This window comes from Pseudomonas sp. S5F11 (genome assembly GCF_019641515.1).
Lineage (GTDB): Bacteria > Pseudomonadota > Gammaproteobacteria > Pseudomonadales > Pseudomonadaceae > Aquipseudomonas > Aquipseudomonas rhodesiae.
On the sequence record NZ_JAIFJZ010000001.1, the window covers coordinates 2,636,650 to 2,661,006 of the forward strand.

The window sequence follows — 24,357 nt, forward strand, 5'->3', positions numbered from 1 at the left end:
AAAAGGCCGCTGATTGCTCAGCGGCCTTGTAAATGTCTTATTGCGGGCCTTGCTTATCGATCAGCGCGGCGAGGGCTTCGTACTCTTCCGGCAGCAGGTCGGTCAGCGGTGTGCGCACTGGGCCGGCGTCATAACCGGCGATTTTTGCGCCGGCCTTGACGATGCTCACGGCATAACCGGCCTTGCGGTTGCGGATGTCCAGGTAAGGCAGGAAGAAGTTGTCGATGATCTTGCTGACGGTGGCGTGATCATCCTTGGCAATGGCGTGGTAGAAGTCCATCGCGGTTTTCGGGATGAAGTTGAACACCGCCGAGGAGTACACCGGTACGCCCAAAGCCTTGTAGGCAGCGGCGTAAACTTCTGCGGTCGGCAGGCCGCCCAGGTAGCTGAAACGATCACCGAGGCGACGGCGGATCGATACCATCAGTTCGATGTCACCCAGGCCGTCCTTGTAGCCGATGAGGTTCGGGCAGCGCTCAGCCAGGCGCTCCAACAGCGGCGCAGTCAGACGGCAGACGTTGCGGTTGTAGACCACCACGCCAATCTTGACCGATTTGCACACAGCCTCAACGTGGGCGGCAACCCCATCCTGGCTGGCTTCGGTGAGGTAGTGCGGCAGCAGCAACAGGCCCTTGGCCCCCAGACGCTCGGCTTCCTGAGCATATTCGATAGCCTGACGCGTCGAACCGCCGACACCGGCGAGGATCGGCACGCTGGTGGCGCAGGTATCAACAGCAGTCTTTACCACTTGGGAATATTCGCTGGCGGCCAGGGAGAAAAACTCACCGGTGCCGCCGGCGGCGAACAAGGCGGTGGCGCCGTACGGGGCCAGCCACTCCAGGCGCTTGATGTAACCCGCCTGGTGGAAATCACCCTGCGCGTTGAAATCGGTCACGGGGAAAGACAGCAGACCGTGGGAAAGGATGGACTTCAGTTCTTGTGGATTCATTATTCGAACACCCTGGGTAAAGACTTTCTGTCGAAAGGTTTGTTGTTGGTTTTGATAATGTCGTACGTCATCGTACAACTATAAAAGTATTCGTCAACTGCAATTCATCAACCTCCCAGCAAAGAGTGTTGAAACACGCATTCTTGACGTAAGAAATTTATGCTCTATGCTCGCCGTAGCTGTATATACATACAGCAATCAAGGAAGATTCCTACGACTTAGCAAGGAGCTAACATGTCAGGTCCTGAACTCGTATTACCCGAAAAAAACCCACCGACCCTACGCTTCGAAGGCGGCGAACATACGGCGATTGGCGACGATACGCTGCTGCGCTTCGCCAAAGACGCCGCGCCGATACCTGCGCGAGAAGTTGAGCTGCATCTGCCCAACGGGCTGGCACTGACTTACGGCCAAGTGATCGCCCTGGGCGGCGACTTCTATGGCATCCCCGGCCAACCGATCAGCGATGGCGCCTCCCCCGCCGAGCGTGTGCAACGCTTCACGGCCGCGTTCAATTCCCTGGCCGTGTTGCCGGCGTCACGGGAAGAAGCACGCAACATCCTTGCGGTGATGCAAAAGGAGATCAACGCGGTCAACCAGGCAATCAAGGAAGGCAAACAGCCTCATGAGGCGTACGACGCCTTGGGCGATAGCTTGTCCGAGGAGTGGAACCGCATCACCGGTGGCGGCAGCGCGGTGTCGGCGCTGATTCCGCTGGGACGTTACTTGAAACTGGCGGCGGACAACGCCGACCACTTCGGCGAGTGGGCGCTGTCGGCCTACCTCGCCGGGCATACCGCAGCCCTGCAACAGGCTGTGGTAGCTCATCAGACCGGCCCCGACCAGGCGCTGGAACTGGCCTATGCCATGAACAGTTTTGCCGATCATTTTTTGACCGATCTGTTTTCCGCCGGCCACCTGCGCGTGCCACGCAAGCAATTGGCCGCCGTGGTTACCCCCGGAGAACTCGGCTCGCTGATCAGCCGTTTCATGCACGACGAAGACAGTAAATTCGGGCTCAAGGTGCGCAATGCCATGGGTGACGAATGGCATGCCTACGGGGATAAACGCTACTTCGACAGCACCGATGCGGCCAATCGGACCCAAGTCAAACGCGCGGTGCAAGCCTCGGCGGACGAAATCTTCGACACCTTCCTCAGCGGCACCGCGCCCTCCCCGGCCACCTTCAAGGCGCCGCTGTACGTGCCGGACCTGAATGCCGCTCAAAACCCGGCAAACAACTTTTCGCCGTTGTTCAAGAGGGAGGGCGACAAGGTGCTGCGGCGCAAGGACGTAAATGACTTGAACGACAAGCAGTGGACGAATGATTGGTGGGGATGGAGTACGTACTTGTTGCTCAAGGACTACAAACCCAATACACCGGTCTGATCACAACCGTTGCCCCGTCGATGATCAAACCCTGAGACTCACCCGCGCTGCGCCTGCGCCTCTTCATGGGCATGGCGCAGCCGCTCGCGACTGTTGGTCAGGTGCAAACGCATGGCCGCGCGCGCCGCGTCCGAATCCTGGCGGGCAATCGCTTCGTAGATTTCTTCGTGCTCGCGGCTCAGGCGGTCCATGTAATGCTGTTGGTCATCATGGGCCAAGCGTGCGGAGTTCAGGCGGGTTCGAGGAATGATGCTGGTACCCAGGTGGGTCATGATGTCAGTGAAGTAACGGTTGCCGGTGGACAATGCGATTTCCAGATGGAACGCGAAGTCTGAAGCAACCGCATCCCCCGCGTGCGCGGCGCTTTCGTTCAGCGCGTCGAGTGCCGCGCGCATGGCCGCCAATTGCTCATCGCTGCGACGCAACGCGGCGAGGCCGGCCGACTCCACTTCCAGGCTGATCCGCAGCTCCAGAATCGCCAACACATCGCGCAAGGTCACCACGGTGGCGGGGTCGATACGAAAGCCGCTGGGGCTTGGTGTATCCAGCACGAAAGTGCCGATGCCGTGCCGGGTCTCTACCTGGCCTGCGGCCTGCAAACGTGAGATGGCTTCACGCACCACCGTGCGACTGACCCCATGAGCTTCCATGATCGCCGACTCGGTGGGCAGCTTATCGCCACGTTTGAGCTGACCATCGCGGATTTGCTCGGATAACACCGTGACCAATTCCTGAGCAAGGCTGCGGCGCTTGCGGGGAAGACGAGGGGCGGTGTTGGCGTTTTCCATGTGGGGTCATCTTTGTCGGTGAACTGAAGGGGCATCATAGCCCATGACGGTTGTATGATCACCGCTCGCGCTGCACTTTCATCGGCTTTCGCACGCGTAGTACATATCGCCGCCGTACCTACCCGTGTTCGGATAGACCCACCGGTTACTTCAGCCGCGGCAATAAGTGCGAAACGTTCTCCTGCCCCTGTCAGATATGACAGCAGACAACCTCACCAGACCGTCGCAGAGTCAAGCCTGTTCCGACACCCAGGTGAGCGCCCATGAAACGCCTTAGTTTGTTATGCGCAGCCTTAAGCTGGCTGCTGACCAGCCTCGTTCTGGCTGCCCCGGGCGTACGCAACGGCGGGGGCGAGGACGTCATATTGCAGGGGTTCCACTGGAACTCCAGTCGCACGACCCCGCAAACGTGGTACGAAATACTGACACAAATGGCCCCCACCATCGGGCGCGATGGCTTCACCAAAATCTGGTTGCCTCCCGCCTGGGTCGATAAATCCAGCTGGGTCGACGCGAACTCAGGGACTTCCGGCGGCGGGGAGGGTTACTTCTGGCACGACTTTGACAAAAACAGCAATTACGGCAGCGAACCCCAGCTCAAACAAGCGGTTGACGCCTTATCGAGTGCTGGCGTGCAAGCGGTGTACGACGTAGTGCCTAACCATATGAACGACAACCTCCCCGGCACCCAGGTGCGCTTTCTTCGGCGCCTCAAGCTGTGGCGCACTGACTGCATCCCCCCCACCCCTGCGTCAAGCTGCGACGAAGGCGACCCGTTTGATAGCGGCAAGGCCGACCTCAACACCAGCAGTCCGGAGGTTTCGTCACGCATGATGCAGGAGTTCAGGAACCTGCGGGATAACTACGGCGCCAAGGGCTTGCGCTTCGATTTTGTGCGCGGCTATACGCCGGAGCGGGTCAACCTGTGGATGAAAGATTTTGGCGACCAAGCGTTCTGCGTTGGCGAACTGTGGAAAAGCCCTGGCGAGTTTCCCGCCAGCGACTGGCGCAATAAAGCCAGTTGGCAGGACATTCTCAAGGACTGGTCGGACAGATCGCGTTGCGCAGTCTTCGATTTCGCGCTCAAGGAGCGCCTGCAAAATGGCAGCCTCGCCGAATGGCGGCACGGGCTCAATGGCAACCCGGACCCAGCCTGGCGGCAGATCGCGGTGACGTTCGTCGACAACCACGACACCGGCTATTCTCCGGGACAATACGGCGGGCAGCACCACTGGCCTGTGCCCGAAGACAAGCGCAACATCGCCTACGCTTACATTCTGCTGAGCCCCGGCATACCCACGGTGTATTGGCCCGACATGTACGACTGGGGCCGTGGCGATCTGATTCGCACGCTGATCAAACTGCGCAAGGACGCTGGCATTCGAGCCGACTCGCCCATCCGCTTTCAGAGCCACTATTCAGGATTGGTGGCTACGATCAATGGCAGTCGCCAGCGCTTATTGATCGCCCTGGACGCGGACCTCAGCATGATCCCGGAGGGCTTTACCAAGGCACTGTTCGCGGACGCAGAGCGTATTCGAGCCTGGCAAACTCGCTCGGCGCCGGAAGACACCACGACGACACTACACTGCGACAATGCAAACCCTGGCAATGGGCAGGCAGTGTACGCCGTGGGTTCGCCGGTTGAACTGGGCGCCTGGGATCCGGCCCACGCCATCGCACTGAAGCCAACGGCGCCGAAGCGGTGGAGCGGCGCGGTGGTATGGCCGACCCAGCAAGCCATCAAATGGAAATGTGTGATCCGCAGCCTCACCAACGTCAACGAAGTTTATTGGCAAAAGGACCCCGACAACTCGTTGACCACCAGCGCCGGCACCGAAGCCGTAGGCAGTTTTTGACAAAAAAATGCCCCGGCAAGACCGAGGCATTTTTTAACCGACGTGCGAACGACGCCGTTTTGTCACTTCACCACTTTCAGACTAGGACGACCGCTGGGACGCGGAGGCTCAGTGTCCGGCGGCGGCATATCGTCGCCCTCTTGGCTGTCGATCGTTTCGTCATCCTCGAAGGGCGACTCCAGATCAAACACCATGCCTTGCCCATTCTCACGGGCATAGATCCCGAGAATGGCGCCAATCGGCACATACAGCGTATGGGGCACACCGCCAAAACGCCCTTCGAAGCTCACCGCTTCGTTGTCCATGTGCAGATGGCGCACGGCACTGGGCGAGATGTTCAGCACGATCTGTCCATCACTGGCAAACCCCTGCGGTACCTGAACCGCAGGAAATTCGGAATTGACCAGCATGTGCGGGGTGCAATCGTTGTCCACAATCCACTCATAGAGCGCGCGGACCAGGTAGGGTCGACTGGAGTTCATCAACGGCTCCTTAAGCCTTAGCGCATATCGCGTTCGACACCAGACAGACTCGCCTGGAAAGCCTCACGCGCAAACTGGCGCTCCATGTAATCAAGCAACGGCTTGGCAGGCCGAGGCAGTTCAATGCCCAGAATCGGCAAGCGCCAGAGTATGGGTAATAGGCAGCAATCCACCAAGCTTTGTTCCTCGCTGAGGAAAAAAGGTTTATCGGCGAACAACGGCGAAACGCCGGTCAGGCTTTCGCGCAATTCCTTACGCGCCTGCACCCGAGCGGGCTCTTTTGTACGCGAATCCAGAATCACATCCACCAACCCGCACCAGTCACGCTGGATCCGATGGATCAGCAGCCGGCTGTTGGCACGCGCCACCGGGTACACCGGCAGCAGAGGCGGATGAGGATAACGCTCATCCAAGTATTCCATCACCACGGTCGACTCCCACAACGCCAGGTCACGATCGACCAGGGTGGGCAAGCTGCCGTAAGGGTTCACTTCGATCAGCTTCGGCGGCTGACGGCCCGCCTCCACACTGATGATCTCGGCGCTGACACCCTTCTCTGCGAGCACGATGCGTACTCGGTGGGAATAGTGGTCGGCGGGGTCGGAGTAACAGGCCAACCGATTGGTCACGCCCATGGCGGTCCTCCTCGCTTGTTGAAATTATCGAAAGCTCAAAAACGAGCGCGCCCAGAGAGCATCTCTGTAGTACCTGATGACCAGGTCGCTACGGTTCAGAGATGCCGCTGGGCGCGCAAGATTAACAGCAATTGCTTACGGTTGGATCAATGCACATCCTTCCAGTATTCGCGTTTGAGCAGATAGGCGAATACGAAGAAGAAGGCCAGGTACAGCAATACATAGGTACCGATACGCTGGTGTTGCAGTTTGACCGGGTTAGCCGAGTAGGCCAGGAAGGTCACCAGGTTCTTGACCTTCTCGTCGAACTGCTCTTCATTCAGTGCACCGGTCTTAGGCACGATGGTCAATTGATCGCAGGCCTCATGGGTCAGAGGCGTGCCGGTCAACGGATCATATTGCTTCTTACCGTTCTCAACGACCTGAACCTGCTTGCATCCTACCACTTGGCGCCCCTGCAGGCCGACCAGCACGTTAGGCATGCCGACGTTCGGGAACACTTTGTTGTTCACACCCCAGGGGCGTGTCGGATCTTCGTAGAACGACTTCAGATAGCTGTACAGCCAATCGGTGCCACGCACACGAGCGACCAGGGTCAGATCAGGCGGTGCAGCACCGAACCAGGCCTTGGCGTCCGCCGGCTGCATGCCGATGTTCATGTGGTCGCCGATCTTGGCGCCAGTGAAGACCAACTTTTCCAGCATCATTTCATGAGGGATGCCCAGGTCATCGGCAACGCGCTCATAGCGTTGGAATTTGGCGCTGTGGCAGCCCATGCAGTAGTTGGCGAACGTGCGTGCACCGTCCTGCATGGCGGCTTTGTCGGATACGTCGATATCGACTTTTTCCAGTTCCGGCCCGCCATGTTCGGCAGCGAAGGACAGCAGCGGCAGTGCCGCAAGCATCAATGCAACGAATAATTTTTTCATCAGCCAGTCACCCTTTCCGGAACCGGTTTGGTCTTCTCTAGCCGGGTATAGAACGGCATCAGAATGAAGTAGGCGAAGTACAGGAAGGTGCAGACCTGCGACAGCAACGTACGCTCTGGGGTTGGCGCCAGTACGCCCAATACGCCCAGGATCACGAAAGCAATGCAGAACACCCACAACCAGATCTTGCTCAACCAGCCCTTGTAACGCATGGACTTGACCGGGCTTCGGTCGAGCCAGGGCAGTACGAACAGCACCGCGATGGCCGCGCCCATGGCGATCACGCCCATAAGCTTGTCTGGGATGGCCCGCAAGATCGCGTAGAACGGCGTGAAGTACCAAACGGGAGCGATGTGTTCAGGTGTCTTGAAGGCGTTGGCCTGTTCGAAGTTAGGCTTCTCCAGGAAGTAGCCACCCATCTCCGGGAAAAAGAACACGATCGAGCAGAACACGAACAAGAACACCACTACGCCGACAATGTCTTTGACGGTGTAGTACGGATGGAAGGGAATGCCATCCAGCGGGATGCCGTTCTCGTCCTTGTGCTTTTTGATGTCCACGCCATCCGGGTTGTTCGAACCCACTTCGTGCAGAGCCAGGATGTGCAGCACCACCAGCCCCAGGATCACGATGGGCAACGCCACCACATGCAGGGCGAAGAAGCGGTTCAGAGTGATGCCGGAGATCAGGTAGTCACCCCGAATCCACTGGGTCAGGTCATTGCCGATCACGGGGATAGCGCCGAACAGCGAGATGATCACCTGGGCCCCCCAGTACGACATTTGGCCCCACGGCAGCAGGTAACCCATGAAGGCTTCGGCCATCAGCGCCAGGTAGATCAGCATGCCGAAGACCCACACCAGTTCACGCGGCTTCTGATAGGAACCGTAGAGCAGACCACGGAACATATGCAGATAGACCACGATAAAGAACGCCGAGGCGCCAGTGGAGTGCAACAACCGCAGGATCGAGCCGTACTCGACGTCGCGCATGATGTATTCGACGGAGGCGAATGCCTCTTCCGCCGAAGGGTTGTAGCTCATGGTCAGCCACACGCCGGTGACAATCTGGTTGACCAGCACCAGCAACGCCAAGGAGCCGAAGAAATAGAAGAAGTTGAAGTTTTTTGGAGCGTAGTACTTGCTGAGATGGTCTTCCCACATTTTAGTGGCGGGGAAACGCGCATCCACCCAATCCATGAACTTGCTCATCACGCGTTCTCCTTATCGAGGCCAATGACAATAAGGTCGTCAGTTTCGTAGGTATGCGGTGGCACGGGCAGGTTCAATGGAGCAGGCTGAGACTTGTAGACACGGCCAGCGAGGTCATAGTGAGAACCGTGGCACGGGCAGAAATAACCGCCGACCCAGTCCTTGCCGAGATCGACAGGGGCTACTTCCGGGCGGAAGGTAGGCGAGCAACCTAAGTGGGTACACAGACCGACCAGCAGAAGAATCTCTGGTTTGATCGAACGTGCTTCGTTTTTGGCGTAGGCGGGTTGGTCGGATTTCTCGGATTTCGGGTCAGACAGCTGACCTTCGATCTTTTTCAGATTTCCCAGGATTTCCTCGGTACGACGAACAATGAATACCGGCTGACCGCGCCACTCAGCAATCATCTGCTGGCCTGGCTCGATCTTGCTGACATTCACTTTCACCGGTGCACCTGCGGCTTTCGCCTTGGCACTGGGAAACCATGACCCCACGAACGGGACCGCAGCCCCCACCGCTCCTGCAGCACCCACCACGGATGTGGCTGCTACCAAGAAGCGACGCCGGCCTGCATTCACGCCGTCATTGCTCATTCAGTCCTCTCCCATCAGCTTTTTGGCCTGTTAAATCAGGCGTCTACTAAGTATTAAATCTGAACTTATAAAAATTTTGCCGAATGGTAATGAAAAGCCCCACCTCTGACAAGGGAATTACCCGGAGCTCCGGCTCCAGGCCTTGTAGTATAGGGGGTCTACGGATGTGGCAAGTTGTCACGCCAATTTTTATGCATAAATCGCAGGCAATAAAAAACGCCCAGCTCCGCAAGGAGGCTGGGCGTTCTTCTGGAACGTAAAGCGAATTAACGCTTCGAGTACTGCGGACGCTTACGCGCTTTACGCAGACCGACTTTCTTACGTTCAACTTCACGAGCATCGCGAGTCACGAAGCCAGCTTTGCGCAGAGCGCTACGCAGGGTTTCGTCGTAGCTCATCAGAGCGCGAGTGATGCCGTGGCGGATTGCGCCAGCTTGACCACTTACACCGCCACCGATAACGGTGACGTAGATGTCGAACTTTTCAACGGTCTCGGTCAGTTCCAGCGGCTGACGAACTACCATGCGGGCAGTTTCGCGACCGAAGAAGTTGTCCAGGGAGCGGTTGTTGATCGAGATGTTACCAGTACCCGGACGCAGGAAAACGCGAGCGGTTGCGGTTTTGCGACGGCCAGTGCCGTAATTTTGAGTCGCCGACATAATGAACTATTCCGTTAAAACTTCAGTTCTTGGGGCTGCTGAGCAGCATGAGGGTGGACAGCGCCCGCATAGACTTTCAGCTTGCGAAACATATCGCGACCCAGTGGGCCCTTCGGCAGCATGCCTTTGACCGCGATTTCGATCGGGGCTTCAGGCTTCTTGGCAATCAGGCCTTCGAAGTTGGAAGACTTGATACCGCCTGGGAAACCGGAGTGACGGTAGTACATTTTGTCGCTTGCTTTGTTGCCGGTTACACGAACCTGCTCAGCGTTGATGATCACGATGTAGTCACCGGTATCGACGTGAGGGGTGTACTCAGGCTTGTGCTTGCCACGCAGACGGCTGGCGACTTCAGTGGCCAGACGACCCAGGGTCTGACCAGCGGCGTCGACGACAAACCAGTCGCGCTGAACTGTTTCCGGTTTTGCAGTAAAAGTTGTCATTCTTTAATAGCCTCAGGGGCCGCCCTGTAAATTAGACGGCGGATCTTACTGAATAGTGCGTACTTTGACAAGTCAAAGGCAGCCGGATACAGACGCTATCGGGGGCTCGGGTCGGCGCGTCCGTTCAACGGCAAGATTCTTCGGCAGGCGGCGCATCACTTCCACTGCAGAAAGAGGTGGGCAATTATGCAGATTGCGAAAAAAAATTCAACCTGCTTTTATGATTGTTTTCCCGAAGGAGTACCCGATGGATTATCGACAGCTGGGCCGTACGGATCTGAACGTGAGCGCGATAGCCTTGGGCACCATGACCTGGGGCGAGCAGAACAGCGAGGCAGAGGCCTTCGCACAGATCGAGCGAGCCAAGGCCGCGGGGATCAACTTTCTCGACACCGCTGAAATGTACCCCGTGCCGCCCAAAGCCAATACCTACGCCACCACCGAACGCTACATCGGCAATTACTTCAAAAGCCGCGGCGACCGTGCAGATTGGATTCTGGCCAGCAAGATCGCCGGCCCCGGCAACACCATCGACTACATTCGCGACGGCCATCTGCGCCACAACCGCAAGCACATCGTCCAAGCGCTGGATGCCAGCCTCAAGCGCCTGCAAACCGATTGGATCGACCTGTATCAATTGCACTGGCCGGAGCGCAGTACCAACTTCTTCGGCCAACTGAGCTACAAGCACAAGGACGAAGACGACCTCACGCCGCTGGAGGAAACCCTCGAAGCGCTGGACGAACAGGTCAAGGCCGGCAAGATCCGCCACATCGGTCTGTCCAACGAAACCCCGTGGGGCACCATGAAATTCCTGGCCCTGGCCGAAGCCCGCGGCTGGACGCGCGCGGTATCGATCCAGAACCCGTACAACCTGCTCAACCGCAGCTTTGAAGTGGGCCTGGCGGAAGTCGCGATTCGCGAACAGTGCGGGCTACTGGCCTACTCGCCCCTGGCATTCGGCATGCTCAGCGGCAAATACGAAAACGGTGCTCGCCCAGCCAAGGCGCGCCTGACCGAATACAGCCGCTTCAGCCGCTACTTCAACCCGCAGTCGGAGGCGGCGTGCAGCCGCTATGTGGCACTGGCGCGCGAGCACGGCCTGGACCCGGCGCAGATGGCCTTGGCCTTCGTGACGCAACAGCCATTCGTGACCAGCAATATCATCGGTGCCACCAGCCTGAAGCAACTGGACAGCAACATTGCCAGTGCTGATCTGAAGCTATCGAAGGAAGTACTGGAAGGGATTGAGGCGATTCAGAAGGATCATCCGAACCCGGCGCCTTAATTGGCATGTAGACCGCTATCGGGGGCAAGTCCAATCGTCGCACCGCCCTCCCACATTGAAATGCATTCCAATGTGGGAGGGGGCTTGCCCCCGATGACGCATTCATGACCAGCAAAAATCAAAGCGACCGCGCAATGATCTCCTTCATGATCTCATTGGTCCCCGCATAGATCCGCTGCACCCGAGCATCCGCCCAGGCGCGGGCAATCGGGTATTCCCACATAAAGCCGTAGCCACCGTGCAGTTGCACGCACTCGTCGAGCACTTTGCATTGCAGGTCGGTGGCCCAGTACTTGGCCATTGCGGCGGTGGGCACGTCGAGTTTTCCTTCAAGGTGCAGCGCCATGCACTGATCGACAAACACCCGACCGACCTGAATTTCAGTGGCCATCTCCGCCAGCTTGAAACGGGTGTTCTGGAAATCGGCGATCGCCTTGCCGAACGCCTTGCGCTCGCGGGTGTATTCCAGGGTCCACGCCAACGCCGCCTCGGCGGACGACAGCGCGCCGATCGCCACCGTCAAACGCTCCTGCGGTAACTCCTGCATCAGATAGGCAAAGCCCATCCCCGCCTGGCCCAAGATGTTCTCCTTGGGCACTCGCACATCCTGGAAGAACAGTTCCGAGGTGTCCTGCGCCTTCATGCCAACCTTCTCCAGACGCTTGCCCTTGGCAAAACCCGGCGTATCGGCCTCCACCAGAAACAGGCTGGTGCCCTTGGCGCCGGCCTTGGGATCGGTCTTGGCCACCACGATCACCAGATCGGCGAGATAGCCGTTAGTGATAAAGGTCTTGGAGCCGTTGATCACATACTCATCGCCATCCAGCACGGCGGTAGTCTTGACCCCTTGCAGGTCGGAGCCTGCGCCAGGCTCGGTCATCGCGATGGCGGTGACCATCTCCCCAGAGATCAATTTCGGCAGGTATTTATGCTTCAGCGCCTCACTGCCGTAGTGCAGGATGTAAGGCGCAACAATGTCCGAATGCAGGGAGAAACCAATGCCGGTCAGCCCCAGCCGGCCGATCTCCTCGATCACCACGGCGCTGTAGAGAAAGTCAGCGTCCAAGCCGCCATAAGCGTCCGGCAAGTGGGAGCACAACATGCCGGCCTCTCCCGCCTTGCGCCACAGGTCGCGATCGATATAGCCCTGCTTTTCCCACTGCCCATGGAACGGCACGGCTTCTTTTTCCAGAAAAGTGCGCACGCTCTCACGAAAGAGTTCGTGGTCGGGGCTGAACAAGGTTCTCGGGATCATGGCGCACCTGTTTGGATTGTCGGACAAGGACGAGCCCACAGAGCCTATGCCGCCAAAGCGTCATGGGACACTGGACACATGCGACAAAAAATAAGACGATCCAGCCGTCTGGTGACCACTTTCCCCTATAAGAATAATTGAAATTATGTCTAACCAAATCTCCACGCCATTGCGGCGCGTCAGCATTTTGGCCATTGATCGGGTATTCGCTTCAACCCTCATGCAAGCCAAGGATTTCTTCCACCTCGCCAGCCTGCGCTATGGCAAGCAACAAGGCCTGGGCCTGACACCCGCGTTCGAAACGCGCCTGGTCAGCCCCGACGGGCAATCGGTGCGCAGCTTCAGCGATGTGATCATGCCGGTGGACGGCGGACTGGAAGACGCCGATATCATCGTGTTACCGGCCTTCTGGGATGATTTCGACGCACTGTGCGGCCGCTACCCCCAGGTGCTGCCCTGGCTGCGCGCGCAACACGCACGCGGCGCCGTGCTGTGCGGCGAAGCCACCGGGGTGTTCTGGCTGGCTGAAGCCGGCCTGCTCGATGGCAAGGAAGCCACTACGTACTGGCGTTTCTTCAACGCCTTCAGCGAACGCTTCCCCAAGGTGCAACTCAATCAGGACAAGCACCTCACCGACGCCGACAACCTCTACTGCGCCGGCGGCACCACCTCGGCGTGCGACCTCTATATCTATCTGATCGAACGCTTCTGCGGCGCCAACATTGCCCAGGCCGTGGCCCGGGACATTCTCTATGAAGTGCAGCGCAGCTATTCGCCTGGACGTATTGGCTTTGGCGGGCAGAAGTTACACCAGGACGTGATCATCCTGCAGATCCAGCACTGGCTCGAAGAACACTTCGCCGACAAATTCCGCTTCGAAGACGTGGCCCGGGAACACGGCATGAGCATCCGCAACTTCATGCGGCGCTTCCAGACCGCCACCGGTGACAAGCCGCTGCATTACCTGCAACGGTTGCGCATCGAGACGGCAAAGGGCCTGCTCTCAGGCAGCCGCAAAAGCATCAAGACCATCAGTTATGAGGTGGGTTACGACGATGCGAGTTTCTTTGCGCGGCTGTTCAGGCAGCACACTGAGTTGTCGCCCAACCAATACCGCCAGCAGTTCCAGCAGGCTGCTTAAACCAATGTGAGAGGGGGCAAGCCCCCTCTCACACTTAGGGTTTGTGGCCGCGCGAGAGGAACTCGTGTGACTGCATTTCCAGCAAGCGGCTCAAGGTTCGCTGGAATTCGAAGTTCAAACGACCGCCGGTGTAGAGGTCTTTGAGTTCGACTTCCGCCGAGATGATCAGCTTGACGTTGCGGTCATAGAACTCGTCAACCATGTTGATAAAGCGCCGCGCGATATCGTCGGTGGTGACGCTCATCTGTTCCACGCCGCTGAGGATCACCGCATGGAAGATCTTGCCCAATTCGATGTAGTCGTTCTGGCTGCGTGGGCCGTCGCACAGCTGGCGGAACTCGAACCAGGCCACGTCGTCGCAGGTGCGTAGGGCGATGATTTCGCGGTTCTCGATCACCAGCTTGTCGTTTTCCACCGCCTGGGTGCATTCCGGCGTGAGCGCACGGAAGCTCTTACGCAAGCTTTCGTGGGCGGCTTCGTTCAACGGGAAGTGATACAGCTCCGCTTGTTCGAGATGACGCAGGCGGTAGTCGACGCCGCTGTCGACGTTGACGATTTCAGTGTGTTGCTTGATCAGCGCAATCGCCGGCAGGAAGCGCGCACGTTGAAGGCCGTCTTTGTACAGGCCGTCGGGCACGATGTTCGAGGTGGCGACCAGGGTCACGCCGTTCTTGAACAGTTCTTCCATCAACGTGCCGAGGATCATGGCGTCGGTGATGTCGGAAACGAAGAATTCATCGAAGCAGATCACCCGGGCTTCCTGGGCAAAACGTTTGGCGATGATGGTCAGCGGGTTTTTCTCGCCCGGGAGGGTTTTCATCTCTTCGTGCACACGCTTCATGAAGCGGTGAAAGTGGGTGCGGACTTTTTCCTTGAACGGCAGCGCTTCAAAGAAGGTGTCGACCAGGTAAGTCTTGCCACGGCCCACGCCGCCCCAGAAGTACAGGCCTTTGACCGGCGTGTGGTCTTTCTTGCCAAACAGCTTGCTGAGCATCCCCGGCTTGCTTTGCGAGGCCGCGAGCAGGTCGTCGTACAGGCGCTGCAAATGACGCACCGCCGTTTCCTGGGCCGCATCATGGAAGAATTCAGGGCGTTTCAGATCAGCTTGATATCGTTCTAGGGGCGTCATAATTTCGTTAGCAAGGCAACAAAAACGGGCCGTCACTGTAACGACGGCCCTGGATAATGGCAATCAACCCTTGGTCGGGTTAATCCTCGAGGGGGGTCAATGCGATGCGCAGGGCTTCGACGGCCGCGTCAAGCGACGCAGGGTCGGCAAACTCAGCGCTGTCGGCCACCGCGGCGCCGTCCAGCCATACGCTGAAACGCAGACCTTCGGTGCGTACGTCCAACGCTTGACCGCTTTGCAGTTGTTTAGTCACCGCGCCCGCCGCCTTGCCATCGGCAAAGTTGCGTGACAGCAGCAATTGCTCGCCATCGGCGGCCAGCAGGCGGAAACGGAAACTGCCGTCGTCTTCACGAAAGCTGACGAAGCGCGCCGTCTTGGCGGCTTTCTTCTTGGCACTGACCGGCGCGGCCGCCTGATTGACGAACGAACGCAAGCCTACCGCTTCACGCAACTCGGCGAGGAACGGCGCGGCTACGGCGCGAGCCTTTTTGGCGCCGACCAGCAGCAGGTCTTCCATGTCCGAAGGGCGTGACATCAATTGGTGATAACGCTCGCGGGCCTCACCCAATTGGCCGTCGAGTAGTTGGAACAGACGATTCTTCGCCTCGCCCCAGCCCAGGCCTTGCAGCAGCTCGCCACGGAACTCTTCTTCTTGCGCTTTAGTCGCAAACGCCTGGTACAGCGTGAACAGGTGCGAGTTGTCCGGGTCCTTGGCTTCGCCAGGGGCGCGGGAGTCGGTGACGATTCGCGAGATTGCGTCTTTCATGTCCTTGGCGCTGGTGAACAACGGAATAGTGTTGTCGTAGCTCTTGGACATCTTGCGGCCGTCCAGGCCCGGCAAGGTGGCGACGCTTTCTTCGATCAACGCCTCGGGCATGGTGAAGAATTCTTTACCGTTGCCGAACAGGTGGTTGAAACGCTGGCCGATGTCGCGGGCCATTTCCACGTGTTGGATCTGGTCGCGGCCCACCGGCACCTTGTGCGCGTTGAACATCAGAATGTCCGCCGCCATCAGCACCGGGTAGCTATACAGCCCCATGCTGATGCCCGCATCCGGGTCTTCGCCGGCTTCCACGTTCTTATCCACCGACGCTTTGTAAGCGTGAGCGCGGTTGAGCAGGCCCTTGGCGGCGACGCAGGTCAGCAGCCAGGTCAGCTCGGGAATTTCCGGGATGTCGGACTGGCGATAGAACGTCACCCGGTTCACATCCAGGCCACCGGCCAGCCAGGTCGCGGCGATTTCCATGCGCGAGCGCTGGATGCGCTGCGGGTCATCGCATTTGATCAGGGCGTGGTAGTCGGCCAGAAAGTAGAAGGAATCGGCATTGGCATCCTGGCTGGCGAGGATGGCCGGGCGAATCGCACCGGCGTAGTTGCCCAAGTGCGGCGTGCCGGTGGTGGTGATGCCGGTGAGGATACGGGTACGAGTCGTCATGGGTAATCGCTTATCAGACTGCTATCAATTCGAGAGACGCGGCAGCACCAGATCCTTGAGGTCGGTGAGCTTGCCGTGAAAAAAGTGCCCGCATTCTGCCACTTTCAGCAGCTCATGGGGGCGTTTCAACGCGGCGGACCAGTCGTAAACCAACTGCGGGTCGACTACTTCGTCGGTTTCCGGCTGGATCAGGGTCAACGGGCAATTCTGGGGCAGCACATCGTTATCGCTCAGACGCATCACGGCAGCGGCGACCATGAACAGGTGCGCAAGTTTTTCGCCTTTGGCCTCCAGGCGCCCGCCGAGGCTCGCCGCCACATAGCCACCAAAGGAAAACCCGAGCAAGGTGATCGGCAGGTCCGGGTGTTTTTCCCGCAGCCAGGTGACGGCCGCTTCGGCGTCGTCCACTTCGCCAGTACTCATGTCGTGAGTGCCGGCACTGGCGCCGACGCCACGGTAATTGAAACGCAGCGTGATCAAACCGGCATCGCGGGCGGTGCGTTGCAGGGTCGACACGACTTTATTGAGCATGGTCCCGCCCTGCACCGGGTTAGGGTGGCAGATCAGCGCCAGGCCACGTGCTTCGGGCTGATCCAGGTACAAGGCTTCCAACTGGCCTACCGGGCCATCGATCAAAACGGGGGTTTCACGCATGAGCAAGGAATGAACTCCGTGACCTCTCAATGGGTCGACTCGTCTAGCTAAAAATCTGTGCATGACATCATTGCGAGCTTAATCGCGGTATACAGCGCAGGTCCGAGCCGTTAACGTAAAGCAAAGCCGTTTATAGAGGAAGGACTCGTGGAACACTCGCTCTTAGTTTGGTTGTTGCCGACTCTTGCCCTGGTTGCCGGTGTCGCCATTGGATTCCTGGTTGCTCGCCTGCTGCCGAATGCCGCGCCTAACCGCACGCAGCGTCAGCTCGATGACATCCAGGAACGTTTTGACAGTTATCAGAACGAGGTTGTTACCCACTTCAATAGCACTGCGACCCTGGTCAAGAAGCTCACTCAGAGCTACCAGGAAGTACAGGATCATCTCGCCGATGGCGCTAACCGCCTGGCCCTCGACGATATTACCCGCCAGCGCCTGCTGGCCGCGCTGCACTCCGATGCACCGCAAACACCACGGGAACGCCTGACCCCGCCCCGGGAAAATCAGGAACCGCCACGGGACTACGCGCCAAAAACGGCGGATGCCCCCGGCATGCTGGATGAGCATTACGGCTTGAAGAAGTAAGTCTTTTCAAGCCGCAAAAAAGCCCGGTTGATCGATGATCAACCGGGCTTTTTGTTGGGCCTCGTTTTTCGGAATAGTGGGCTTTAGGCCACGGGTTGTTCTTGAAGCCAACCGCCTTCGATCCGCACATGCCGGCCATGGAAGCGCTTGAGGCTGCTGCGATGGCCGACGCTGACGATGCTCAGCCCCGGCAGTTCATCGATCAATGCTTGATACAGCGTGGCCTCATCCTCTTCGTCCATCGCCGATGTGGCTTCGTCCATGTACAGCCATTGCGGGGCATACAGCAACGCGCGGGCGAAGGCCACGCGCTGCTGCTCGCCCGGTGAAAGCATGCGCTGCCAGTGGTTGGGCTCATCCAGACGGTCCACCAGATGCGGCAAACGGCAGGTTTGCAAGACCTGTGCATAACGTTGCGCCGAATAGACGCCGTCGTCCTGTGGGTAACTCAACGCAGCCTTCAACGTGCCGATTGGCAGGTAGGGCTTTTGCGGCAGGAACAAGTAACGCTTGGCCGGCAGGCGAATGCTGCCGTGGCCGGCCGGCCACAAATGCCCCATCGCGCGCAGCAAGGTACTTTTACCGCTGCCGGAGCGGCCGCTGAGCATCACACGCTGGCCCGGTTCAACCACCATGTTCGCATCGGTCAGCAGATGGCGGCCGTCCGCCAGGTTCATGCCCAACCCTTGCACCACAAGGCGCTCCCCCTCCGCGCTGACGTCAATGGCTGCCGGGCGCTGCTCGTTTTCACTCATGGCCTGCTGGAAGCTCAACAGACGATCGCTGGTGGCGCGCCAACTGGCCAGCTCGGTGTACGCGCTGATAAACCAGCTGAAGTTATCCTGCACGTTGCCGAACGCCGAATTGATTTGCATCAGCTCGCCTAGCTCGATCTTGCCGGTGAAGTAACGCGGCGCGGCGACGATGAAGGGAAAGATGATTGCGATCTGGCTGTAGCCGGCGGTGAAAAACGTCAAGCGCTTGGACACCTTCATAATGTCCCAGAAGTTATGCCAAACCTTGCTGAAGCGTTCGCTCAAACGCTGATTCTCGTTCGGTTCGCCGTTGTACAGGGCAATGCTCTCGGCATTCTCGCGCACACGCACCATGGAAAAACGCAGGTCCGCCTCGAAGCGCTGTTGCTGATTGCTCAAGCCGATCAAGCGTCGTCCGATCAGGTGGGTGAGCCAACTGCCGACGGCGGCATACAACAATGCACACCAGAACATATAACCAGGGATGGTGACGCCGAACACATCGATACTGCCCGAAACACCCCACAGGATGATCGAGAATGACACCAGGCTGACGACATTACGCAACAGCCCGAGCCCCAGGCTCAAGGTGCCGGTGGTGAAACTGTTGAGGTCTTCGGAAATCCGCTGGTCCGGGTTATCGGTGTAACCGCCCTGCTCCAGCTGGTAGTAGTTTTTGTAGGCGAGCCAGCGCGCAAAGTGCTTTTCGGTGAGCCAGGCGCGCCAGCGGATGGTCAGCATCTGGGTCAGGTACAAGCGATACACCGCGCCCAGGATCGCCACGGCGGCAATCGCACCGAAATAACCGATCAATTGCCAAAAGGCGGCCGTATCCTTCTTTTCGAGGGCGTTGTAGAAGTCCTTGTACCAATGGTTGATCCACACCGAGATCGCTACGCTGAACAGCGAAAGGCCGATCACCGCCACCAACAACAACCAGGCCTTGCCCTTCTCTTCACTGCGCCAATAGGGCGTGATCATTGCCCAGGTTCGGCGAAAGAATTGCCCACGGACCGCGTCATTGACCGCGGAGTACTCAGCGTTCTGATTCATCGTTCAGGCTCGGTAGGAAATAAAGAACAGGCGTCAGATCAAGGAGCGAGTTTGCTCGTGAAAAACTCAAGGGCACCCCGTGCTTGGCGGTTTCCCGCGTCATCGTTGGCGTCCTTCGCCAGCAAGCTCGCGCCTACAATCGATCATCAAATACTGGGCTGATCATAAGTGATCAGCCCAGCCTTGGTGCAGCCCGAAGCAGATTGTTCAGTCGCCGTTCAACGTCGTAACGGGCGCTTTCAAACTCAAGTGCTGACCAAGCAAGCGGTAAGGCCTGCAACTTAGCTGATATCGAAGCCCGGAGATGCCTACTCATATGCTGGAACTGATCCTACGCCAGTGGCCACACAAGCGGACGATCACATGTCCGCCTATTTACCCTATGTACCGAGTAGTCATTAATGAAAATCAGCCCTGGCTTTTCGACTCCCGCACATTACGCAACCGAAGATCAGCACAATACACGGCGCAATAAACGCGCCATCAGCGATAACGCGCCGAAAGATCAGCAGTTAGAGGTGGAGGTCACCCCGCTCCCGGCATCAAAAGGGGGTGGTTATACCGAAATCACCATCGATCCCAATCCAGGTAAAAAGGTCGAGAATACTGATAAACAAGCGCCCCCCGTCAACATTGGTCTCAACATCAACGTTGACCCCGTGGCTAAAGAAATCTCCAAATCATACAAAAGCATCGAGCAGGAAGCGTCCGACTTTCTCAAAGAAAAATTTGCGCAAATGAAAGCGCAGGAACCGGACCCCGCCAAGAAAAAAAAATGGGATATTGATCCCGATAACACTTATCTCGTCACTTACGATTACAACAGTACGGGAAAAGAGCCTTATCCGGCGAAAATCACCCAACGTATTTCTTTGACTCAGGCACTCATCAAGAACTCGCAAGATACGCCGGAAGGAAAAGGCTATAGCGTTCCATTCTTCGAGGGCGGCCCAAATGTTAAAATCCAGGACAGCCTACCAACTATCAGACCGGGAATCTTTGATTTTCCAAGTCGCTTTGACCCCTATAACAAAAGCGCCGACGTCACCCATAGCTACGAAGGTATCTATTCAGAGGAGGCTGGCTCTCCGGCGCAAACATACAACGCATCTAACCAAAGCTCGATAACTCCAAAAGAATTTAGAAAGCTTATCTGGCAGGCCGACTTTCAAAAACCCTACACAGAATTTCTGGATCAGTTCTGGAACAGCCATAGAGAAAAATATCCAGTATTGGCCAAAGCGTCGTTTGTTAAATCAGCGATGGCACAACACCAGGAGGGAAGTCTGACTAAGGAGGGCAGAGATCTGGTCATGCGGGCAGCCGGCCTACCCGGAAATCAGGATTCATGGCCTGATATACAATATGAACAACTTCAGAAAAACCCACCTAAGGATCCAAACATTGAAGTTGGTCTGCTTAAAATAGGTGAATATCAATCCACGGACCTTATGTACATTACCGACAAGAAGGTCAAGTTCGATGCCAACGGCAATAAGATCCCACCACTCACACTTCTTTATATACCGGGAAATTCGTCCCCCATTCATAGCTTCAATAGCCCCGAAGAAATGAAGACATGGTTGGCTGCACAAATGGCCGATCCGCTCAAACGCGACGCAATGGCCACACATTTTCCACTCAAGGATAAGCCTAACGGCTGGGCACGGGCCGGAATAGACGAGACACTGGCAGGTCTAGGCACATGGCCAAAAGAACGCAGTAGCCCAGGCGGGTTGCTTTCCTATGACCATAGAGCATTTAGCGGCAAGTGGGACCCGCAAGAATACATTACAACTGAACCAAACAACCTGCCGTTTGAAGAAATCACGAAACGCCAACTAGACCGGTCTTATGCAGACGCTTCGGTCAAAATCACCTCTGACCGTGACGTGACCAAGACCAATATCCTTAATGGCTTGGAAAAAGCTGCAAAAGCTGCATTGTTTCTTACCCCGCTGTCGCTGGTGGTGCCGGAACTCGCATTGGCATTGGATGCATTTTACCTAGCCGATGGAGCAATAACGGCAGGCGTCGGGATAGACGACAAAATACACGGTAAATCAGAAGGTACGGACAGAATCGTTTTCGGCCTCTTTAACGCAGCCGCCGTGGTAGTGCCAAGGATTGCCGGGAAAGCAGGAAAAGCGCTGGAAAAACACGCCGGCGATAGCGTGCCCGCACCGACGAACACCAAGCCAGATCCAACAACGGCACCGACCGAGAAACCGGACTCTCCCGCTCCCAAACCAGAAGGAAACCCGCTAGGCGGCTCATGGACCGACTGGTTCGGTTCTAGCGAAACGACTCCAGATCGCTACCTTAACAAAAAACTCAGATTAAAAGTTGACGACATAAAAAACGGCCCAAAAGCCGCAGAATATGAACGGGGTTATAGCCAGGGCAAGCCGGAAAATATAAAAGGTTATTCCCAAAACATGTCCAGCGTCGAAATAAAAGAATTCGCCATGAAACCCGAACGAACAGCGGAAGAGGTTGGCACTTTGATCAGGACACTTGAAAAGCGCCGCGCAACTAAGGGCCTGGAACATTTCTTGGTCTTCAAGCGTGAAACGGAGGCGGCTGGTGGTACCGTAAGGGGCATGCCTCAGGGCTTTTACTTAAGTAACATTGACGCGCTCACAAACGGTGAATGTGCAGCGATGTCTAGCACAATGGCGTTGGCGATGCAGTACGGTAAAGAGGACATATTCCTTGATAATTTATTTAAAGCCGCGACGGGCTCAGAGACCCCTGAATCTATAGCGTTTCGAAAAAAGCTTAGCCAGCTTCATGAAAGCATCGCCCTCAAATACCATGGTGGCCAGCCCGTCAGGAAAATCACCTACAAAGATATTATTGACGAACTGGCTAATGCCACTCAGTCAACTACATTAAAAATCAGCGACAAGGCCCACGGCATCATTGCCGGCGTAAAAATAGAAAACAACAACAAGCTATTTTTTCTCTATGACCCAAATTTCGGGCTCGCAAAGTTCCCCTCTAAAGAGTCCATGGAAAAAGGCTTGGAAAGCTTATTGAACAGTGGACAGGTAGGACGCACGTTCAAGCCTGTCGGGTACCAATCGTCAATGCCCGTATTCGACGTCAGCACCTTCAGGGATGCCGACTTTTACATGAACAGCGGAACCGTAAACCCCATCGATTTATTCAATCGCCCTATATAAGGGCACGCTGTAATCCCAAGCAAAAGCTGGGAGGCCTGCTCAACTCTTCTTACGTAAGCTCGGCAGGCCCCATTGAGATTATTCAGTCGCCGTTTAACGTCGTACCGGACGCTTCTGCAGCTTGCGCTGCAACGTCCGGCGATGCATGCCCAGAGCACGGGCGGTGGCGGAGATATTGCCTTCGTGCTCGGTGAGTACGCGCTGGATATGCTCCCACTGCAAGCGGTCCACCGACATCGGGTTTTCCGGCACCAGGGTGTCGAGGTCGGCATGTTCGGACAGTAACGCGGCGAGCACGTCGTCGGCGTCCGCCGGCTTGCACAGGTAATTGCAGGCACCGCGCTTGATAGCCTCGACCGCCGTGGCGATGCTGGAGTAACCGGTGAGAATGACCACGCGCATTTCCGGGTCCAATTCCAGCAATTTGGGCAGCAGCACCAGGCCGGAGTCGCCGTCCATTTTCAGGTCGAGCGCGGCGTAGTCCGGCAGGTCGGCCTGGGCGATGGTCAGGCCCTCTTCGGCGGAACCGGCGGTGCTTACGCGAAAACCGCGACGGCTCATGGCGCGCGCCATCACGCGGGTAAATGTGGCGTCGTCATCTACCAGCAGCAGGTGCGGCAGTTCTTCGCCTTCGACTTGGATCTCATCACTCATCGATATCTCCTCGTGCGACACGGGGCAGGCGCAGCTCGGTGAGCGTGCCGCCGTCCTCATGACTATAGAGCTTCACTGAGCCACCGGCGCGGGTCACGCTGGCCTTGCTCAAAAACAGACCGAGGCCGAAGCCCTTGCCCTTGGTGGTAAAAAACGGTTTGCCGATCTGCTCGGCAATGGCCAACGGCACGCCCGCGCCGTGGTCGCGAATGCTGATGGTGAGGTTTTCCGTGTCCCAGTCCAACTGCACTTCGAGGCCTTCGGGGCAGGCATCAGCGGCATTGTTCAACAGGTTGAGCAGCGCCTGGGTCAAGTCCGGCGGCGGCGCCATGCGCGGCACCGGGCCCTGGCCCAGTAGATGGAATCGGTAACTGGCCTCGGGGCGCATCAGGTGCCAACGGTTCAGGGCTTCGTCGAGCCACTGGGTCACGTCCTGCATCTCCACCGCCAGGCGGCGGTTGGCTTCGGCGGCGCGTACCAGTTGCTGCAAGGTTTGCTTGCACTGCTTGACCTGTTCGCGCAGCACGCCGAGATCCTCTTGGAGCGCCGGGTCGTGATGGTCCTGGGTCATCTCGTTGAGCAGCACGCTCATGGTCGCCAGCGGCGTGCCCAATTCGTGAGCCGCGCCGGCCGCTTGAGTGGCCACGGCCAGCAATTGCTGGTCGCGCAAGCCTTCTTCACGGCGAATGGCGCGCAGTTCTTCCTGCCGGCGCAGTTCTTCGGCCATGCGCGCGGCAAAGAAAGTGATCACGGCGGCCGACAGGGCAAAGCTCAGCCACATCCCGTAAATCTGCAGGTTTTCCCGAGCGATAGGGAACGTCTGCAACGGATAGAACTGAGCCAGCAACAGGGTATAGAGGGTCAGCGCGATCCCGGACAGCACCACCGAGTAGCGCCACGGCAAGGTCACGGCGGCGATGGTCAGAGGCACCAGGTAATACGAAACGAAGGGGTTGGTGGAACCGCCGGAGAAGTAAAGCAACACACTGTGGATAAACAGATCACAGGCCAGTTGCAGGGCGTACTCCAGCTCGGTCACCGGCCAGGTGGTGCGCAGCCGGATGGCGGTAAACACACAGAGCACGGTGGAAAAACCCAACGTCACGCCCAGTTGCAGCCACGGCAGCGGCAGCAGATCGAACCAATAGGCAAGCCCGACCGAGCCGGCCTGAGCGGCCAGTACCAGGATGCGGATGAACGTCAGGCGCCAGAGGTTCTGGCGAGTGGCGGAAGTCAGTTTTACGGCGGCGAGCATGAGCTCTCCCGATGAGTGCTGCAGGCGG

At 57.6% G+C, this 24,357-nt stretch carries 22 protein-coding genes; 6 read left to right on the forward strand and 16 right to left on the reverse strand.

Annotation, left to right across the window (positions count from 1 at the left end; all coding sequences use genetic code 11):
• Positions 1-37: 37 nt before the first annotated feature.
• A complete protein-coding gene (kdgD, locus tag K1567_RS11945) occupies positions 38-949 on the reverse strand; it encodes a 5-dehydro-4-deoxyglucarate dehydratase (protein ID WP_034095885.1) in 912 nt (303 codons plus the stop codon).
• A 234-nt stretch (positions 950-1,183) separates the two neighbouring features.
• On the opposite strand from kdgD, the gene K1567_RS11950 reads away from it, so the two are divergent.
• A complete protein-coding gene (locus K1567_RS11950; RefSeq protein WP_047881658.1) occupies positions 1,184-2,338 on the forward strand; it encodes a hypothetical protein in 1,155 nt (384 codons plus the stop codon).
• 38 nt (positions 2,339-2,376) lie between these two features.
• Here K1567_RS11950 and K1567_RS11955 read toward each other — a convergent pair whose 3' ends face one another.
• Positions 2,377-3,126, reverse strand: a complete 750-nt coding sequence (locus K1567_RS11955) for a FadR/GntR family transcriptional regulator (protein WP_034095883.1) — start codon at positions 3,124-3,126, stop codon at positions 2,377-2,379.
• Between the two features lie 263 nt (positions 3,127-3,389).
• Between K1567_RS11955 and K1567_RS11960 the strand changes: the two genes are divergently transcribed.
• Positions 3,390-4,985 carry a glucan 1,4-alpha-maltotetraohydrolase domain-containing protein gene (locus tag K1567_RS11960; protein WP_220698520.1) on the forward strand — a complete coding sequence of 532 codons (1,596 nt, stop codon included), beginning with the start codon at positions 3,390-3,392 and terminating at the stop codon, positions 4,983-4,985.
• 62 nt (positions 4,986-5,047) lie between these two features.
• Here K1567_RS11960 and K1567_RS11965 read toward each other — a convergent pair whose 3' ends face one another.
• The 7 genes from K1567_RS11965 to rplM form a co-directional block, all read right to left on the reverse strand.
• Positions 5,048-5,467, reverse strand: coding sequence for a ClpXP protease specificity-enhancing factor (locus tag K1567_RS11965; RefSeq protein ID WP_034095881.1), 420 nt, complete (start codon positions 5,465-5,467; stop codon positions 5,048-5,050).
• Between the two features lie 17 nt (positions 5,468-5,484).
• Entirely contained in the window at positions 5,485-6,102 is a 618-nt protein-coding gene (locus tag K1567_RS11970) for a glutathione S-transferase N-terminal domain-containing protein (protein WP_034136968.1), read from the reverse strand.
• A 146-nt stretch (positions 6,103-6,248) separates the two neighbouring features.
• Entirely contained in the window at positions 6,249-7,031 is a 783-nt protein-coding gene (locus tag K1567_RS11975; RefSeq protein ID WP_034095879.1) for a cytochrome c1, read from the reverse strand.
• A complete protein-coding gene (locus K1567_RS11980) occupies positions 7,031-8,242 on the reverse strand; it encodes a cytochrome bc complex cytochrome b subunit (protein WP_034095878.1) in 1,212 nt (403 codons plus the stop codon). The genes K1567_RS11975 and K1567_RS11980 overlap by 1 nt, the downstream gene beginning before the upstream one ends.
• On the reverse strand, positions 8,242-8,835 hold the full coding sequence (petA, locus tag K1567_RS11985) for a ubiquinol-cytochrome c reductase iron-sulfur subunit (protein WP_034095877.1): 594 nt from the start codon (positions 8,833-8,835) through the stop codon (positions 8,242-8,244). Before petA ends, K1567_RS11980 begins: the two co-directional genes overlap by 1 nt.
• A gap of 266 nt (positions 8,836-9,101) precedes the next feature.
• The gene (rpsI, locus tag K1567_RS11990) at positions 9,102-9,494 is read right to left on the reverse strand and encodes a 30S ribosomal protein S9 (RefSeq protein ID WP_016971570.1); all 393 of its coding nucleotides are present in this window, start codon (positions 9,492-9,494) and stop codon (positions 9,102-9,104) included.
• A gap of 14 nt (positions 9,495-9,508) precedes the next feature.
• Positions 9,509-9,937, reverse strand: a complete 429-nt coding sequence (gene rplM, locus K1567_RS11995) for a 50S ribosomal protein L13 (protein WP_003188508.1) — start codon at positions 9,935-9,937, stop codon at positions 9,509-9,511.
• Positions 9,938-10,184: 247 nt separating this feature from the next.
• On the opposite strand from rplM, the gene K1567_RS12000 reads away from it, so the two are divergent.
• Entirely contained in the window at positions 10,185-11,225 is a 1,041-nt protein-coding gene (locus tag K1567_RS12000; RefSeq protein ID WP_034095876.1) for an NADP(H)-dependent aldo-keto reductase, read from the forward strand.
• Positions 11,226-11,343: 118 nt separating this feature from the next.
• Here K1567_RS12000 and K1567_RS12005 read toward each other — a convergent pair whose 3' ends face one another.
• The gene (locus K1567_RS12005; protein ID WP_034095875.1) at positions 11,344-12,480 is read right to left on the reverse strand and encodes an acyl-CoA dehydrogenase family protein; all 1,137 of its coding nucleotides are present in this window, start codon (positions 12,478-12,480) and stop codon (positions 11,344-11,346) included.
• A 220-nt stretch (positions 12,481-12,700) separates the two neighbouring features.
• Here K1567_RS12005 and K1567_RS12010 point away from each other — a divergent pair, with 220 nt between their 5' ends.
• Positions 12,701-13,621: a GlxA family transcriptional regulator gene (locus K1567_RS12010; protein WP_169868007.1), complete on the forward strand. Its 921-nt coding sequence runs from the start codon at positions 12,701-12,703 to the stop codon at positions 13,619-13,621.
• Between the two features lie 34 nt (positions 13,622-13,655).
• Here K1567_RS12010 and zapE read toward each other — a convergent pair whose 3' ends face one another.
• The 3 genes from zapE to K1567_RS12025 all read right to left on the reverse strand — a co-directional run bounded on the left by zapE (position 13,656) and on the right by K1567_RS12025 (position 16,839).
• Positions 13,656-14,750 (reverse strand): cell division protein ZapE, encoded by a 1,095-nt coding sequence (gene zapE, locus K1567_RS12015; RefSeq protein ID WP_034095873.1) that lies wholly within the window; start codon positions 14,748-14,750, stop codon positions 13,656-13,658.
• 79 nt (positions 14,751-14,829) lie between these two features.
• Positions 14,830-16,185, reverse strand: coding sequence for a tryptophan--tRNA ligase (locus tag K1567_RS12020; RefSeq protein ID WP_034111750.1), 1,356 nt, complete (start codon positions 16,183-16,185; stop codon positions 14,830-14,832).
• A 24-nt stretch (positions 16,186-16,209) separates the two neighbouring features.
• Entirely contained in the window at positions 16,210-16,839 is a 630-nt protein-coding gene (locus tag K1567_RS12025) for an alpha/beta hydrolase (RefSeq protein ID WP_034111748.1), read from the reverse strand.
• 147 nt (positions 16,840-16,986) lie between these two features.
• On the opposite strand from K1567_RS12025, the gene K1567_RS12030 reads away from it, so the two are divergent.
• Positions 16,987-17,424, forward strand: a complete 438-nt coding sequence (locus K1567_RS12030; protein WP_034095870.1) for a YhcB family protein — start codon at positions 16,987-16,989, stop codon at positions 17,422-17,424.
• Between the two features lie 83 nt (positions 17,425-17,507).
• Here the strand turns inward: K1567_RS12030 and K1567_RS12035 are convergent, their stop codons facing one another.
• Complete coding sequence (locus K1567_RS12035) at positions 17,508-19,232, reverse strand: ABC transporter ATP-binding protein/permease (protein ID WP_220698521.1); 1,725 nt, start codon at positions 19,230-19,232, stop codon at positions 17,508-17,510.
• A gap of 401 nt (positions 19,233-19,633) precedes the next feature.
• Between K1567_RS12035 and K1567_RS12040 the strand changes: the two genes are divergently transcribed.
• The gene (locus K1567_RS12040) at positions 19,634-22,420 is read left to right on the forward strand and encodes a dermonecrotic toxin domain-containing protein (protein ID WP_220698522.1); all 2,787 of its coding nucleotides are present in this window, start codon (positions 19,634-19,636) and stop codon (positions 22,418-22,420) included.
• Between the two features lie 93 nt (positions 22,421-22,513).
• Here the strand turns inward: K1567_RS12040 and K1567_RS12045 are convergent, their stop codons facing one another.
• Both K1567_RS12045 and K1567_RS12050 read right to left on the reverse strand, forming a co-directional pair.
• On the reverse strand, positions 22,514-23,074 hold the full coding sequence (locus tag K1567_RS12045) for a response regulator transcription factor (protein ID WP_003171731.1): 561 nt from the start codon (positions 23,072-23,074) through the stop codon (positions 22,514-22,516).
• Complete coding sequence (locus tag K1567_RS12050) at positions 23,067-24,329, reverse strand: ATP-binding protein (RefSeq protein ID WP_034095868.1); 1,263 nt, start codon at positions 24,327-24,329, stop codon at positions 23,067-23,069. The genes K1567_RS12045 and K1567_RS12050 overlap by 8 nt, the downstream gene beginning before the upstream one ends.
• Between the last annotated feature and the right edge of the window lie 28 nt (positions 24,330-24,357).